At 38.9% G+C, this 13,859-nt stretch carries 11 protein-coding genes and 6 pseudogenes; 8 read left to right on the top strand and 9 right to left on the bottom strand.

Annotation, left to right across the window (positions count from 1 at the left end; all coding sequences use genetic code 11):
* Positions 1 to 16: 16 nt before the first annotated feature.
* Together yqeH and BLL41_RS15380 are read right to left on the bottom strand one after the other, a co-directional pair.
* A complete protein-coding gene (yqeH, locus tag BLL41_RS15385) occupies positions 17 to 1,117 on the bottom strand; it encodes a ribosome biogenesis GTPase YqeH (protein ID WP_071578525.1) in 1,101 nt (366 codons plus the stop codon).
* Between the two features lie 3 nt (positions 1,118 to 1,120).
* Positions 1,121 to 1,639, bottom strand: a complete 519-nt coding sequence (locus tag BLL41_RS15380; RefSeq protein WP_003226126.1) for a YqeG family HAD IIIA-type phosphatase — start codon at positions 1,637 to 1,639, stop codon at positions 1,121 to 1,123.
* 361 nt (positions 1,640 to 2,000) lie between these two features.
* On the opposite strand from BLL41_RS15380, the gene sda reads away from it, so the two are divergent.
* A complete protein-coding gene (gene sda / locus BLL41_RS15375; RefSeq protein WP_003226124.1) occupies positions 2,001 to 2,141 on the top strand; it encodes a sporulation histidine kinase inhibitor Sda in 141 nt (46 codons plus the stop codon).
* Between the two features lie 305 nt (positions 2,142 to 2,446).
* Here sda and BLL41_RS15365 read toward each other — a convergent pair whose 3' ends face one another.
* The gene (locus BLL41_RS15365; protein WP_071578524.1) at positions 2,447 to 3,178 is read right to left on the bottom strand and encodes an SGNH/GDSL hydrolase family protein; all 732 of its coding nucleotides are present in this window, start codon (positions 3,176 to 3,178) and stop codon (positions 2,447 to 2,449) included.
* Between the two features lie 504 nt (positions 3,179 to 3,682).
* Between BLL41_RS15365 and BLL41_RS15360 the strand changes: the two genes are divergently transcribed.
* Complete coding sequence (locus BLL41_RS15360; protein ID WP_071578523.1) at positions 3,683 to 4,309, top strand: TVP38/TMEM64 family protein; 627 nt, start codon at positions 3,683 to 3,685, stop codon at positions 4,307 to 4,309.
* Positions 4,310 to 4,384: 75 nt separating this feature from the next.
* Here the strand turns inward: BLL41_RS15360 and gnd are convergent.
* Positions 4,385 to 5,096: pseudogene (gene gnd / locus BLL41_RS15355) on the bottom strand (phosphogluconate dehydrogenase (NAD(+)-dependent, decarboxylating)).
* A 236-nt stretch (positions 5,097 to 5,332) separates the two neighbouring features.
* On the opposite strand from gnd, the gene BLL41_RS15350 reads away from it, so the two are divergent.
* A complete protein-coding gene (locus BLL41_RS15350; RefSeq protein WP_071578522.1) occupies positions 5,333 to 6,055 on the top strand; it encodes a YqeB family protein in 723 nt (240 codons plus the stop codon).
* Positions 6,056 to 6,087: 32 nt separating this feature from the next.
* Here the strand turns inward: BLL41_RS15350 and nucB are convergent, their stop codons facing one another.
* Positions 6,088 to 6,498, bottom strand: a complete 411-nt coding sequence (gene nucB / locus BLL41_RS15345; RefSeq protein ID WP_071578521.1) for a sporulation-specific Dnase NucB — start codon at positions 6,496 to 6,498, stop codon at positions 6,088 to 6,090.
* A 194-nt stretch (positions 6,499 to 6,692) separates the two neighbouring features.
* Here nucB and sigK point away from each other — a divergent pair, with 194 nt between their 5' ends.
* Positions 6,693 to 7,421, top strand: coding sequence for an RNA polymerase sporulation sigma factor SigK (sigK, locus tag BLL41_RS15340; protein WP_013308023.1), 729 nt, complete (start codon positions 6,693 to 6,695; stop codon positions 7,419 to 7,421).
* 109 nt (positions 7,422 to 7,530) lie between these two features.
* Here the strand turns inward: sigK and BLL41_RS15335 are convergent.
* Together BLL41_RS15335 and BLL41_RS23135 are read right to left on the bottom strand one after the other, a co-directional pair.
* Positions 7,531 to 7,741: pseudogene (locus BLL41_RS15335) on the bottom strand (recombinase family protein); the annotation flags it as partial.
* Positions 7,699 to 7,877 (bottom strand): annotated as a pseudogene (locus BLL41_RS23135) (hypothetical protein). The pseudogenes BLL41_RS15335 and BLL41_RS23135, both read right to left, overlap by 43 nt.
* 787 nt (positions 7,878 to 8,664) lie before the next feature.
* Here BLL41_RS23135 and BLL41_RS15325 point away from each other — a divergent pair.
* Together BLL41_RS15325 and BLL41_RS22815 are read left to right on the top strand one after the other, a co-directional pair.
* Entirely contained in the window at positions 8,665 to 8,982 is a 318-nt protein-coding gene (locus tag BLL41_RS15325; RefSeq protein ID WP_071578520.1) for a winged helix-turn-helix transcriptional regulator, read from the top strand.
* 70 nt (positions 8,983 to 9,052) lie between these two features.
* Positions 9,053 to 9,685, top strand: a pseudogene (locus tag BLL41_RS22815) (FMN-dependent NADH-azoreductase).
* Between the two features lie 1,298 nt (positions 9,686 to 10,983).
* Here the strand turns inward: BLL41_RS22815 and BLL41_RS23130 are convergent.
* Positions 10,984 to 11,136: pseudogene (locus BLL41_RS23130) on the bottom strand (NAD(P)H-dependent oxidoreductase); the annotation flags it as partial.
* A 366-nt stretch (positions 11,137 to 11,502) separates the two neighbouring features.
* Here BLL41_RS23130 and BLL41_RS15305 point away from each other — a divergent pair.
* Both BLL41_RS15305 and gdh read left to right on the top strand, forming a co-directional pair.
* Positions 11,503 to 12,354 carry a RhaT/GlcU family sugar-proton symporter gene (locus tag BLL41_RS15305; protein WP_071578518.1) on the top strand — a complete coding sequence of 284 codons (852 nt, stop codon included), beginning with the start codon at positions 11,503 to 11,505 and terminating at the stop codon, positions 12,352 to 12,354.
* A 56-nt stretch (positions 12,355 to 12,410) separates the two neighbouring features.
* Positions 12,411 to 13,196: a glucose 1-dehydrogenase gene (gene gdh / locus BLL41_RS15300; protein ID WP_071578517.1), complete on the top strand. Its 786-nt coding sequence runs from the start codon at positions 12,411 to 12,413 to the stop codon at positions 13,194 to 13,196.
* A gap of 439 nt (positions 13,197 to 13,635) precedes the next feature.
* On the opposite strand, the pseudogene BLL41_RS23125 reads toward gdh, so the two are convergent.
* Positions 13,636 to 13,729, bottom strand: a pseudogene (locus BLL41_RS23125) (lipoprotein); the annotation flags it as partial.
* Positions 13,730 to 13,859: the final 130 nt, after the last annotated feature.

Raw genomic sequence — 13,859 nt, 5'->3', positions numbered from 1 at the left:
CTCCTCTCCCCTTTTCTTAAATTAATGAGCGCCGAACAAATACATGAACGCCTTTTGGAGCGTATGCAGTTACCTTTTTATCGGCGTCATGGACAGTAACCCAGCCTAACCCAGAGAAAACGATATCTGTCTTTTTGTCTTTTATCGTAAACGTATGGGCGACCAATTCCGGAAACTCATCCATTTCATCTTTACCCGGAGGTGTGAGCAATTCCCCTGCATGCTTTTCATAAAGCGCGTCTGCATTTTCAAGTTTTGTTCTATGAATCATCAGCTCATTTGGCATATAGCAAATAAAAGGAGATCTTTCCCCAGATACATAATCGAACCTTGCAAGTCCGCCAAAATACAGTGTTTGCTGATCATTAAGCTGGAATGTGCGAGGCTTCAGCTCTTTTTTAGGGGATAGTATTTTCAGATCCTTCTTATTGACATAATGCGCCATTTGATGGTTGTTGATAATTCCCGGAGTATCATAAAGCGCTGAGCCGTCATCCAGCGGAATTTCAATCGCATCAAGGGTTGTGCCAGGAAATTGGGATGTTGTAATAATATCTTCTTCACCTGACACTTCTTTAATAATCCGGTTAATAAAGGTTGACTTCCCTACATTTGTACATCCGACAACATAGACATCTTTGCCGTTGCGGTAATGCTCAATCGCATCAATTACTTCTCTGATTCCCTGGCCGCGTCCCGCACTGACCAAAAATACGTCAACCGGTTTTAAGCCAAGCTCTTTCGCTTCACGTTTCATCCATTGGATCAGACGCTCTCTTTTCAGTGACTTAGGCAAAATATCCGCTTTATTGCCAACTAATAAGATAGGGTTCCCCCCCACCAAGCGCTGCAGCCCATTAATCCAGCTGCCGTTAAAATCAAAAATATCAACTATTTTTACGACAAGAGAGTCCGTTTCCCCAATACCGTGAAGGATGTTCAAAAAATCATCATCCGTTAAGGAAACATCTTGTATTTCATTGTAGTTTTTCAGTCTGAAGCAACGCTGGCAAATCACATTTTCTTTCGTAAGCGATGCAGGCGGCGCGTACCCCAGACCTGTTTTGTCCTCGGTTTGGATCGTCACTCCGCAGCCGATGCAAACAACCTTTTCCATTTCTTACTCCTCCCACTGAATGTGCCCTTTTCGTTTGAGAGCACTCAGTATTCTGCGTTCAACCTGGCGATTAAAGCGCGTAATGAATCCGTCAGAGGAAGCGACTGGCACGACCAAAATCGTATGGTAGCCGTTTCGGTTTCCCCCGAGTACATCGGTCAGCAGCTGGTCTCCGATGACAACGCAGTCCTCTTTTTTCAGCTCCATATTGCGCACCGCTCTATTAAAGGCTTTACCCATCGGTTTTCTTGCTTTATAAATGAATGGGATTCCAAGCGGTTCAGAGAAAAGTTTCACTCTTCTTTCATTATTATTAGAGACGATTGTCACTTTAATGCCGTGTTCCTTCATTTCTTCAAACCACTCGATCAAGCGCGGCGTCGCGTTCGGCCTGTCCCATTCAACAAGCGTATTATCCAAATCAGTAATAATCCCTTTTACATTTCGTTCCTTTAATTTTTCAGGTGTAATATGAAAAATATTTTTTACAAACTCGTCAGGTAAAAAAAACTTTTTTAACAAAACCCGCACCCTTCCCTTTTCTTTCTCCTTAATATGATTGTCGAAAAAAATCGAACTTGCGCCTAAAGAAAAACTGAGCAAAAAAATTTCGACAAAAATTGGGTTTCTTCACCAGGTGTGGATAAATTTACACACACTATCCACTCTTATTACATCACTCTTTAGACAAATTATAAACACGATACTCACAAGTTATCCACTTTTTGGTGTGGATAACAGAACGATTGTTCTTATATGCATTTCATGGTAGATTAAAGATAACTTCAACCTCAGATGAACGCAACCTATCATTGTATGCGTTAAAATCATGAATGATTCCAACTTTTAAGGAGGTGCCTCTCCCATTAATTGGGTTCCTAGCATGAGAAAACTGTCTGATGAATTACTAATAGAATCTTATTTCAAAGCCACCGAAATGAATTTAAACCGGGACTTTATCGAGTTAATTGAAAACGAAATAAAAAGAAGATCGCTCGGACATATTATTTCCGTATCTTCTTAATAGGAATTTGTCTATTTTTTCCGGGCGTATTTCCTTTTTTTACTCAGATGACTGATATTATATCACTTTGGCTGCGCGCTTTACTACTGTTTTCAGCAAAAAACACCCCTAAAAAGAGGTGTTTTAAAGGGCCGGTTATTATGCTAACCAGTATATGCCGCCCACAACCAGGAGAACAACAACTAAAACAACAATAAAAGCGTATCCATATGCTCTGCCTGCGCCATACATGTGAAGCGCCTCCTTAATAAGGTTTTATAACAGCCTATGTAGGAGAAATAAATCGGACTAGGCGGTTGTCCGGCTCAACGCTGCAGAATCTGCCCATCTTGTATTCCTTCATATACGACCCTTGCCCCTTTAGGTGTCATATGATTGCCTGAAGGATCTATAAGACCGGATTGGATAAGCGCTTCATCAGTTGCTGTTCCGCCGTCTGCTTCTATAAAATGCTTCCAGTTATCTACAAGAGGGACATTCAGGCGCTTCGACACATCTCTTGTAATATCGTTGTATGAGTCGTGCCATTTCCTTGCTCCGCCTTTTGGTTCAAAAGCAGCTGCTTTATATCTGGAATAGTAAAACAGATGATGCTTCCCATTACCTTCTATAATTGGGATACACGTCATTAAGATTGGCTTGATCCCGTGTTTTCTGCTTTCTTCAATAAAATAAACCAAATTTTCTCTAAAACGCTGCTTCGACACTCTCGGTTTCCCCTCAGTGAGTATGGCGGCGTCATTGGTGCCGAACATAATAAACAAATACTTCGGTTTTTGATCCAGCACATCTGTCTGAAATCGGAGACGGGCATCCTCTGTCGTCTGTCCGCCGATTCCCGCATTGAGTATATCAAGGTTACCGCGCTCAGCTGTTTTTAATATATTGACCCACTGCTGTGCTTTTGGATAATCGCGATAATCCCAATTAGAGCCACGCGTATTGCTGTCACCAAATGCTACAACGTCTTCGTATCCCATTCCCTCGCATCCTGCTGTAACGAACAACAGAGAGAAAAGGATGATAAAATGTTTCATCTTTACACCCCCAAAAGCCTCACCTTAATGTTATACCTCTGTTTTCCTTCGTTCAACGAAGAGTTTTTTCGCTAACACTGTTTTTTCCTATAGTTAACGTGTCCCCCTCAGTGAATATCATTCTGCTTTCATTGCAACGCAGCAGATGATTTTTTTATTTTTAAATTCCCTTCTTTCTAATCTGAAAAACACACAAATCAAAGGAAATAAAATAAGCTGAATCCGCACTGGAAACAGCTTATCTCTTAAGGCGTCATTACATAGCCAGAACGATTATCATTTGATACCGGGATTAAATTCTTTTTTATGGTTACCATTTTTATCCCCCCCTATGTTAAGAATGCAAAAAACAGAGAGATGGACGGACAGCCTTTTTATAAAATAAAAAGAATTGTGTTCTTAACCTGGTTTTCAGTTGAACGGCTGAAATGGCACCAGTTATACTAATTTAGATGACGGAGGTTTTGGCTCCTGACATCACCTAAGTTGGGAGTGACCATAGACATGTTGAAAAAAGTAATAGGTATACTTGTGATTAGTGCTATCATTGCAGTCGGTTTTTTTCAGAAAGAAGCTTGGCTTGATGCAATCAAAGCAGGAGGGATGTTTTCCGTTTTTTTTAGTATGCTGCTGATTGCTGCCGATGTTTTTTTCCCAATAGTGCCGTTTGCTTTGGTTGCTGCTTTAAATGGTGCTGTGTTCGGAACGATAAATGGAATTTGGATTACACTGACCGGCTCAATGCTTGGTACAATATTGCTGTTTTTTCTCGCCAGGTACAGTTTTAGAGAATGGGCCAGAAAAAAAGTTCAGGCATATCCTGCCATACAAAGCTACGAGGCTTCCTTCAACAAAAATGCTTTTACCGCTGTTTTACTAGGAAGGCTGATACCGGTCATACCTTCCCTTATAATGAACGTGATCTGCGGGCTGAGTCAGGTTCGCTGGCATGTTTTTTTCTTTGCATCTTTCATAGGAAAAATCCCCAATATTGTTGTTGTCACCATTGCAGGTGCTAACTTTACCAGCAATAAATTATTGTCTATCAGCATTTACTGTGCGTATATTCTGATCATCATGCTGGTCATATATAAAAAGTTCCCTCATCTTCTGAAGGTGCCAAAAAAATAAGGAGGCTTGTTCGCCCCCTTACTATTTTTTTCGTCGCATGGCCACCAAATTCATTCGAAGAGCAGCGACAACCTCTCATGTAACCATATCTTCTGTTGAATAATGGTATATCATCATTAGCGACATGGCGATCACCGGAGTTGTGGTCTGCAGATCAAGCACGGTTTCCACCGTCCATTTCTCACCTGAGGAATGCATCATGCCCTTAATCTGATCCAGTTTCGCATCCTTAGAGAAAGCAGTCCCATAAGCCAAGAACGAATGACAGAACCATGATTCCACACTCTGGCAACCTTCTCGTAGTCAAAATCAAATTAGCTGCTTTCAAGCACTTCGAATCCTTCAACAATAGCGGCCGTCATTCCGTTCTCAATGCCTTATGGATCATTTTAAAAAAACGTCCGCTTCCCGCTTCATCAGCGTATAGATAACCATTTTCGACGGTGGTATCCCGAAAAAGCCGTTCTGCAATCTCCCATGCTTTATGATCGCCCCCCACCATAAAACAGGCTCCATGCCGTGCGCCTTCATTCCGCCCGATGTACCGGCATCGAGATAATCGATATCTGCTTCTTTCATTTGATTGTAGCGGCGGATCGATTCTTTATAATGAGAGTTTCCAGCTTCGATAATCATATCGCCTTTACTTAATAAAGGTGATACATCACGCAAAACTGCCCCATCAACCCTGATTTACATCATATCCAACCGCTTGATAATTACGGTCTATGAATTGCTTTCCTATGTTTATGCCCATTTTCCCTAAACCGATTAATCCGATTTTCATGCCTGTTCCTCCTGATTGTCAAAAGCCTTTACACTTTATGTTCCCTTTGTATTGTGATACGCAGAAAACAAATGAGACTACATCGTCTCCCCATTTTAATATGTTTTTCATGATCGGCTGTACCTGCCAATTCCATTTCGGAACCCTCTTTAAATCCACCATTTTTACTTTATCCTTGATTTACCATCTTGTTAAGTTAAAATATGGGAAGAGAATTTTCAGTAAAAGAAGGTGCCATGTTGCAGATTCAATCTCATACTCTTATTGGTGTTACGAAAACCACTATATTCTTTTTATACGCTGCATTTGCAATGATCGGTCTTACCATCGGGTATTTTATCCCGCAGATTGCGAAATGGGCATTATCCCTCCCTTGGATTCCTTTTGAAGGACCGCTTCGGCTCATCACCTCTTTTCAGGGATCAACAGCTGCATTTATCACTGCTCTTCTCGGTATGTCTGCGGGGATTTGGTTCGCTCAATCTGTTAGTGCAATGCTGCTGTCTGTCAAGATTACAGATCACACAGTGGAATTCATGAAAGGAAAAAAAGTGCAAACAATTCATTCCGGTGACATTGCTCTTGTGTTTATGGATCACAAACGGCTTGTCCTCCTAGGAACAGCCGGATATGAATTGGTACGGGAAGAAATTGATGAAAAACCAGTAAACGTTAAGAAGGCCTTTAAACAGCATCATTACGAATGGGCAGCAGATGGTGATCCGTTTAAAGATCAATTTCGCCGATGGATTCCTGATGCACCAGATCTATCGCAAGGCGCCCATGCCTTATTAAAAGCTCGTCTCAAAGCGCTGGAGGACGAAGAAAAAGACGATATTGAAGAATTCCGTCTCGAACTGGCACAGCTGGGCATTGTTGTGCGGGACGAAGGCACACGCCAATATTGGCGAAAAGCAGAAACCTGGCCCCCGAAAATTCAGCACTGCGAAGGGTTGTAACAACAGAGGCTCAAGAAAGAGCCTCTTCTTTACTACTGCACAATAAACAGCACTCTGGTGCCGTCAGGATAGCTGCTCATTTGATTCCCTACCCACGAGCCGGCCCCGCGATTATCAGAAGGCGTCACATATCGGACATCAGCTCCTGCGCCGCCTTCCTTGCAGACCGCCATCGGCCACTCATCCCGGTCATAGCCCGGCTTCGTCGGGATTCCCTTTAATGATTCCTCCCGCCTTTTGTCTGCTCCATCTCTATCAATGGTGCAAATCTCAGAATGTCCCTCTGCAATCGCATCTCTAATATGATCGCCTGTTTCCGGATAACGAGACAGCGGAAAATATAACACTTTGTCATACAAAGAAGCTCCTTGGATCTGCTGCGGAACCATTAAACAAAGAAGAACTGCAACAGCAAGAAACAGGCCTGCCATCCATTTTTTCATTCCCATCCCCCCATACATTTGTTCATTTCAATGTATGGGCGCTTGATAAAGATTATTGTTAACATTGAAGTTAATATGCTGTTTACAAAAGCCAGGCTCCCCTGCGAGAAATTTCCCGGTACAGACACAGACAGCCTCCCGCCCACATACATTTACATATAGGCTTTTGCCTACATACTCTTGTGGAGGTGACGATGGTGACAGGTGTTTTCGCAGCGCTCGGCTTTGTTGTTAAAGAGCTTGTCTTTTTAGTATCTTACGTGAAAAACAATGCCTTTCCACAACCGCTCTCAAGCAGCGAGGAAAAAAAATACTTAGAGCTCATGGCTAAAGGAGATGAACACGCCAGAAACATGCTGATTGAGCATAATCTTCGCTTGGTCGCCCATATTGTGAAAAAGTTCGAAAATACAGGTGAGGATGCAGAGGACTTAATCTCCATCGGAACAATCGGGCTTATTAAAGGAATTGAAAGCTATTCCGCTGGTAAAGGAACAAAGCTGGCGACGTATGCTGCGAGGTGTATTGAAAATGAAATCCTCATGCATCTTCGCGCATTGAAAAAAACAAAAAAAGACGTCTCCCTTCACGATCCGATCGGGCAGGATAAGGAAGGGAATGAAATAAGCCTGATTGACGTTTTGAAATCAGAAAATGAAGATGTGATAGATACGATCCAGCTCAATATGGAGCTTGAAAAAGTGAAACAATACATTGACATTTTAGATGACCGTGAAAAGGAAGTGATTGTCGGGCGGTTTGGACTTGATTTGAAGAAGGAAAAAACTCAGCGTGAGATTGCCAAAGAGCTCGGGATCTCGCGCAGCTATGTATCGCGGATTGAAAAGCGGGCGCTGATGAAGATGTTTCATGAGTTTTATCGGGCAGAGAAGGAAAAACGGAAGAAGGCGAAGGGGAAATAATGCAGAAGAGGCCGGACTCATATTCCGGCTTTCTTTCTCTATTTTACTAAAGTTTCTTTTAAAAGAAATTGAGAAAGAGTATATGAAAGAGTTATGAAAATCATTTTTTTATCATCGCTGATAAGCTCCTCCGAGAAAGACGGTCTGGATCGTAACAAATGACTTATAAGTCATTTGCTTGCATCCTCCCTCAAGTGATTCAAAGCCGGACGTTCTAAAAGCTCCCTAGAAAATCCTTCATCGGCATACTTCAGCACATCCTTAGTCCCTGCTTTCTTTATGCAGGCCTCGATCTGGCTGTCGATACTCGATCCCTTGATCGCTTGTTCCTCGGTCGATACCCTTACATATATTGCTATCACCCTGGATCTCCTTCCTCTAAAGTTTTATTAAATAATGATAGCTATCGTTAATGCATTTGTCAGCTTGAGGTCCCTCGATGATTATTACCTTCATAAAATGCATCACCCCTTGGGTAATGCTATGTAAAAGGTGTTTGTCCTAATGAGATCATTTTCAATGAGTGTGAAAAAAGCACTTAAAAAAACCGATAGTTAAAACAATCGGTTTTTCGACACTTACTATGCCCTCAACATAGTAAATCCATATCATTGATTAAGAAAGCTTATTTTCATTACATTCTTTATTCACTTGCCATCAATTCTATACGTTTATATCAATTATGGTTATTAAAAAATGGTGCTTTTCATTGCCAGACAGTTAATGCCAATTCGGCTTAAGGGATCAAAAGCAAAATCATCTCTAGTAAAATCTTGATAAATCATTCCTAGTCTTTTCATTTGCAAAGAAAAAATTCCCCCTCCATTGCTATAAGATTGAGTAGATTTTAAAATGTACATTTTATTTCACTTTTATATTAACTTATTTAATTATTTATCAGTTGCAAATAATCACTTTGTTCTTCTATACTTAAGCTATTGAATTATTTTTCCTTAAATAATCACAGTTTGATATAATCCTTCCTTCCCTTACAAAAAAATATATTTCATTTTCTAATCTTACTTTTTATATAATTGCAATATTTTGAAAGCAATTAATCCACTTGATACTAAAAGGAACTAAAGAAACAAAAAGCAACTAACACATTCATTGCTTGGACAAAGATCAGCAAAGCAATATCACCCTTTTTAATTCAAAGTTCCCTAATACTTTTTCATTATTTTTGTTACGATAAATGCATAAGTTATTTTTCATCCATATTGATTGAAGGAGGACATATAATATGGGCGAATCGAAAGATTTACAACTTAAAGTAGAAAAAGGTTTCGAGATCATAGGAAAAAAATGGACGGGATTAATTATTTATGTCCTAATGAGTGGTCCTAAGCGCTTTAGTGAGTTAAGTGAGAGTATGCCTTCCTTAAGTAGAAGGATTCTAACTGAACGTATTAAAGAATTAGAAGAACAGGGTATTGTCGTACGAAATGTAATCCCCGATCGTCCAATACGTTCTGAGTACTCTTTAACTCAAAAAGGAACAGAGTTAGGAAAAATATTAGGACCTATTAGTCAATGGGCAGAAAGCTGGGTCAAGGATTGACAGTTCTTTTAGGATCTATGCAAATAAACACAACAATATTTTAAATTACAAATATGAAAAGAAGAGCTCCATGTCTAATGTTCTCTATATTACAGCACGCCCTCTATCTGAAGATGAATCAATTAGCATGACCGTAGGAAAAGAATTCATTTAAAGTTACAAACAAACACACCCTAAAGATGAAGTAGTCCATAGATTTTTATAAAGCTGATATTCCTTATCTAGACGCAGATGTATTTAATGGTTGGAAAAAACTTCGCTCTCAATCTTCACTTCAAGATTTATCAACGGATGAACGGTTAAAAGTCGGCCGTTTAGTTGAATTATGTGGACAGTTTTAGTTAGCTGATAAATACATTTTTGTCACACCTATGTGGAATTTTTCCGTTCCAGCCATCATGAAAACCTATATTGATGCAATCACGGTGTCAGGTAAAACCTTCAAGTATACAAAAGAAGGTTCAAAAGGGTTACTAAAAGAAAAAAAGCTCTCCATATACAAGCTCGAGGAGACATCTACTCACACGGTCCTGAAATGGAAAGAGAGATGGGACACCGTTACTTAAAGGTCGTGATGGATTTTTTTGGTATTGAGTCTTTTGAAAGTTTTATTATTGAAGGGCAAATGAAATTTCCAGAACAAGCTACTAAAATTAAAGATAAAGCAATTCAGCAAGCCAAAGAGATGGCCAAACAAATTTGATCCAACATAGTAAGGCCTTGAACCTTATCAAGGCCTTTAAGTTTCTACAAGCTTTTTTGTTTTATACATCTTCATATACTGATTCATCTAGCTCCTATATACTCTAACCTGCTTTGCTAATCTTCTTCATGTTATTCTTGCAGCTGTGAGGAGAACTTATTCGCTCACATTCCATTTTCCCTAGAACAAAACAAGAGATTTTCCTGATTTTTTCTTTTTATGTCTTCCCATACATGCTGGGAAGCAGAGAATATGAGGAACATGTTTTAGAATTTGATTTATACGATCAATACCCTTTATGATCAGTTGTTGAGCGTAGTAAGTGTTTGTATGTCCTATGTAGAACAACCTAGTTATTATGGACTTAGCTCTTTACCGACAGTATTGATTCTGATTATTCAGATTTATGTAGTTTAGAAGTTGTCACCGTCTTATTTGTTTTAACTAAAAATAAATAGATGATAACGGACAACATGCTGGTTACAAATATAATAACTCCTAGTGGTTCTGCAGAATATTCACCCGCGATGCCTACTAGTGGCGAAGTAACTGAACCTAATAAAAACGGAATGACCCCTAGAAACGCAGAAGCACTTCCTGCAATGTGTCCTTGTGATTCCAAGGCTAATGTAATGGAAGAAGGTCCAATGACTTCAGCCGATGCAATAAAAAAGAAGAGGAATGACTAACGCAAATAATGATCCCTGAGAAATAACTACAATTAGAACAGCGAAGCTGGCGAAACAACTCCCAACCAGAAGAAAGCGCTGCCCTGTCCCCCCCCTGCTAGTCGTCTCATCAACTGTGTTCCAAGGATTAGGCTAATTCCATTCAATGAAAATAGTATTGAAAACACTTGAGATGACACACCGTAAATCTTTTGATATATAAATGGAGTTCCAGAAATATAATGCAAATATGCCAGCTGTCATAATTCCTTGTAGAAGAGCACAGCCCATAAAAAAACAATTTTGCAGCAAGGTTTTAAAGTTTATAGATAACACAATAAAGTTACTAGGTACACGTTGCTTTACGGGCAAAGTTTCCTTCCCCCCCATTTTGTGATGATCGTTAAAAATATCCCCCAAATTCCTAAAAAGATAAACACACTCTCCCATGAGATGAAAAAATTACATTAATCCCTAAAATTAGATCAAGTAATGGAGCGAGGTTTCTAATTAACGTAAGGAGTGAAAAAAACTTTGTTAATTCAACCCCGCTATATATATATCGAACAATTCGCAAGAGAAATTACTATTCCAGCAGATGCGGCAATTCCCTGTATGAATCGTAACGTGATGAGGGATGTACTCTTTATATAAATTAATATGAACAACCTCATCCTTAGGATTTACTTCTTTATATGTTTCAATAAACGCTTTCCCAGCAGCCATACTAAATGACTTTATATGATCGTAAGGATGTGCTGTAATATGCAATACTTCTGCCATTTTGATTCTCGCCTTTCTTTTTTTATATGTGAGTAAACCAAACCACACATGGGGCGTGCGATAAACTAACTATGTTACTAATAGTAACTTAGGTAACCAAATTAGACAACATTTTCCATTGTAACTACTTTTTCTTTTGAAAAAAGATTTCTTGAAACCCAGAGCCAATACCCTTGTTTTATAAGGACTTATCTTAATATGACATAGAACGAACTATTCGAAGAACTAATCAAAGTAAAAGAAATGAGAATAAATTTATTGACTACTTTAGTTACCTTAGTTACTATTAGTAATACAAAGTGATGAAATCGAACTATTCACTTTGTAAAATACATCAAGGGTTTAAAGAAAGGGGGTTTGAATCAAATGGATATTTTCTTAGCCATTCTTCCTGCAATATTTTGGGGAAGTATCGTTCTCTTCAATGTAAAGTTAGGTGGAGGACCTTATAGTCAAACACTAGGAACAACGCTTGGAGCACTGATCTTTTCAGCTGTTATCTATCTTGTTATTCATCCTGTATTGACGCCTTTTATTATTATTGTAGGAGTCGTTTCTGGTTTGTTTTGGGCTGTTGGGCAAAGTAATCAGTTAAAAACCATTGAATATATTGGTGTTTCTAAAACGATGCCTATATCAACAGGTATGCAACTCGTATCAACAGCTTTGTTTGGGGTGATTGTTTTCCATGAGTGGTCAACAGCCACTACAGTTATATTGGGAATACTAGCCCTCATTTTTATCGTGATTGGGATTGTGTTAACCTCTCTTGAAAGCGAAAAAAGTGAAGAACAAGCTGGGCAATTTAAGAAGGGAATTGTCACACTCGTTATTTCTACGATTGGATATTTAATATATGTTGTCGTTGCACGCTTATTTAACGTCGATGGTTGGGTGGCTTTATTTCCCCAAGCTATTGGTATGTTTATTGGTGGACTCATCCTCACTTATAAACATAAACCTTTTAATAAATACACAATTCGTAACATTATCCCTGGTCTTATATGGGCTGCGGGTAATATGTTCTTATTTATTTCCCAACCTAAAGTAGGGGTAGCAACAAGTTTTTCACTATCACAAATGGGAATCGTCATTTCAACGCTTGGAGGCATCTTCTTACTAGGGGAAAAGAAAACAAAGCGTCAACTTATTTCGATTGCAATAGGCATTGTGCTCATTATTTTGGGTGGAGTGCTCCTAGGAATAGCAAAAAGTTAAAAAACTAACAGAATATCTATTAAAAAATAACAACTTAGAACTAGGAGGAACTTATAATGTATGAAGATCTAAAAGATAAAGTAGTCGTGATTACAGGCGGATCTACAGGACTAGGACGTGCAATGGCTGTTCGCTTTGGACAAGAACAATCAAAAGTGGTGATTAATTATCGTGATAATGAAAATGAAGCATTAGAAGTTAAAAAAGAGGTTGAAGAAGCAGGCGGACAAGCTATTATTGTACGTGGTGATGTAACAGTAGAAGGAGATGTCATTAACCTTGTACAAACAGCTGTAAAAGAATTTGGTACATTAGATGTGATGATTAACAATGCAGGTGTTGAAAACCCTGTACCGTCTCATGAGCTTACTTTAGACAATTGGAACAAAGTAATAGACACAAACTTAACAGGTGCCTTCCTTGGTAGTCGTGAAGCGATTAAATATTTTGTAGAAAATGATATTAAAGGGAATGTTATAAACATGTCTAGTGTACATGAAATGATTCCTTGGCCACTATTTGTTCACTATGCAGCTAGTAAAGGTGGTATGAAGCTAATGACAGAAACACTAGCACTTGAATATGCACCAAAAGGAATACGCGTGAACAATATTGGACCAGGAGCGATGAACACACCAATCAATGCTGAAAAATTTGCAGATCCAGTACAACGTGCAGATGTTGAAAGTATGATTCCAATGGGATACATAGGTAAACCAGAAGAAGTAGCGTCTGTAGCAGCATTCTTAGCATCTTCTGAAGCGAGTTATGTAACGGGCATTACACTCTTTGCAGATGGTGGGATGACGAAATATCCTTCTTTTCAAGCCGGAAGAGGTTAATCCATATAATGAAAATAAGAAGGCCTTGAGGCTTTAGAGAAAGTAAAGAAAAAGATGAACTTCTTATAAAAAACAAAAAGTGAAAGATGGAAGTCTACGGACACTGAACTTATGGCACTAAAGCTGTTTGTTTAGTGTCCTTCTTTATATACTTTCAAACTTTTTTCAAAGCAATGATAACATTATGATATTCAACACGTTCATAAAATATTTTCTTTTCGTCAAGAAAACTGGTTAGTATCCTCCATCTCTACTTAAAATAGAGATAGATTTTACGCTAATTGTATTGAACCGCCTTCTTATTACAAAGTTTAATTGCAAAAAGGTATATTATATCTACTCCCTTGCGGTTTTTTGCAGTTATACCAATTCTTTTATGACTTGACGCAAAAGTCACTACTATCTTTTCATGGACAAAAAAAAGGAGCAAACGCATGGTTTACTCCTCCAACTTAGTTTCTTTACCTTGGTTCTTCATAGTCTGGTGTTTTCTTTGACAGCCCCAACCTGTCACTTTCTCCGTTACCTAGCATATATTCAAGTTCCTCTATACGCAAAAAAAGTTATTGCGGTCTCACCGAAAATTTAAATTGCGGTGGCCTATTGTCTTTTTCTGCGAACAAAAACTTGTTAATATTTACAGTACTAGTAGAGTTAATGGAA

It is taken from the genome of Bacillus sp. FMQ74, assembly GCF_001875785.1.
Classification (GTDB): Bacteria; Bacillota; Bacilli; order Bacillales; family Bacillaceae; genus Bacillus; species Bacillus stercoris.
Note: the sequence above shows the minus strand (reverse complement) of the source record. Positions and strands in the feature narration are given on the sequence as shown.

Coding starts and splice junctions, on each gene's coding strand:
- yqeH (WP_071578525.1), bottom strand. CDS start 1,117: ATGGAAAAGGTTGTTTGCATCGGCTGCGGAGTGACGATCCAAACCGAG.
- sda (WP_003226124.1), top strand. CDS start 2,001: ATGAGAAAACTGTCTGATGAATTACTAATAGAATCTTATTTCAAAGCC.
- BLL41_RS15365 (WP_071578524.1), bottom strand. CDS start 3,178: ATGAAACATTTTATCATCCTTTTCTCTCTGTTGTTCGTTACAGCAGGA.
- BLL41_RS15360 (WP_071578523.1), top strand. CDS start 3,683: ATGTTGAAAAAAGTAATAGGTATACTTGTGATTAGTGCTATCATTGCA.
- BLL41_RS15350 (WP_071578522.1), top strand. CDS start 5,333: ATGTTGCAGATTCAATCTCATACTCTTATTGGTGTTACGAAAACCACT.
- nucB (WP_071578521.1), bottom strand. CDS start 6,498: ATGAAAAAATGGATGGCAGGCCTGTTTCTTGCTGTTGCAGTTCTTCTT.
- sigK (WP_013308023.1), top strand. CDS start 6,693: ATGGTGACAGGTGTTTTCGCAGCGCTCGGCTTTGTTGTTAAAGAGCTT.
- BLL41_RS15325 (WP_071578520.1), top strand. CDS start 8,665: ATGGGCGAATCGAAAGATTTACAACTTAAAGTAGAAAAAGGTTTCGAG.
- BLL41_RS15305 (WP_071578518.1), top strand. CDS start 11,503: ATGGATATTTTCTTAGCCATTCTTCCTGCAATATTTTGGGGAAGTATC.
- gdh (WP_071578517.1), top strand. CDS start 12,411: ATGTATGAAGATCTAAAAGATAAAGTAGTCGTGATTACAGGCGGATCT.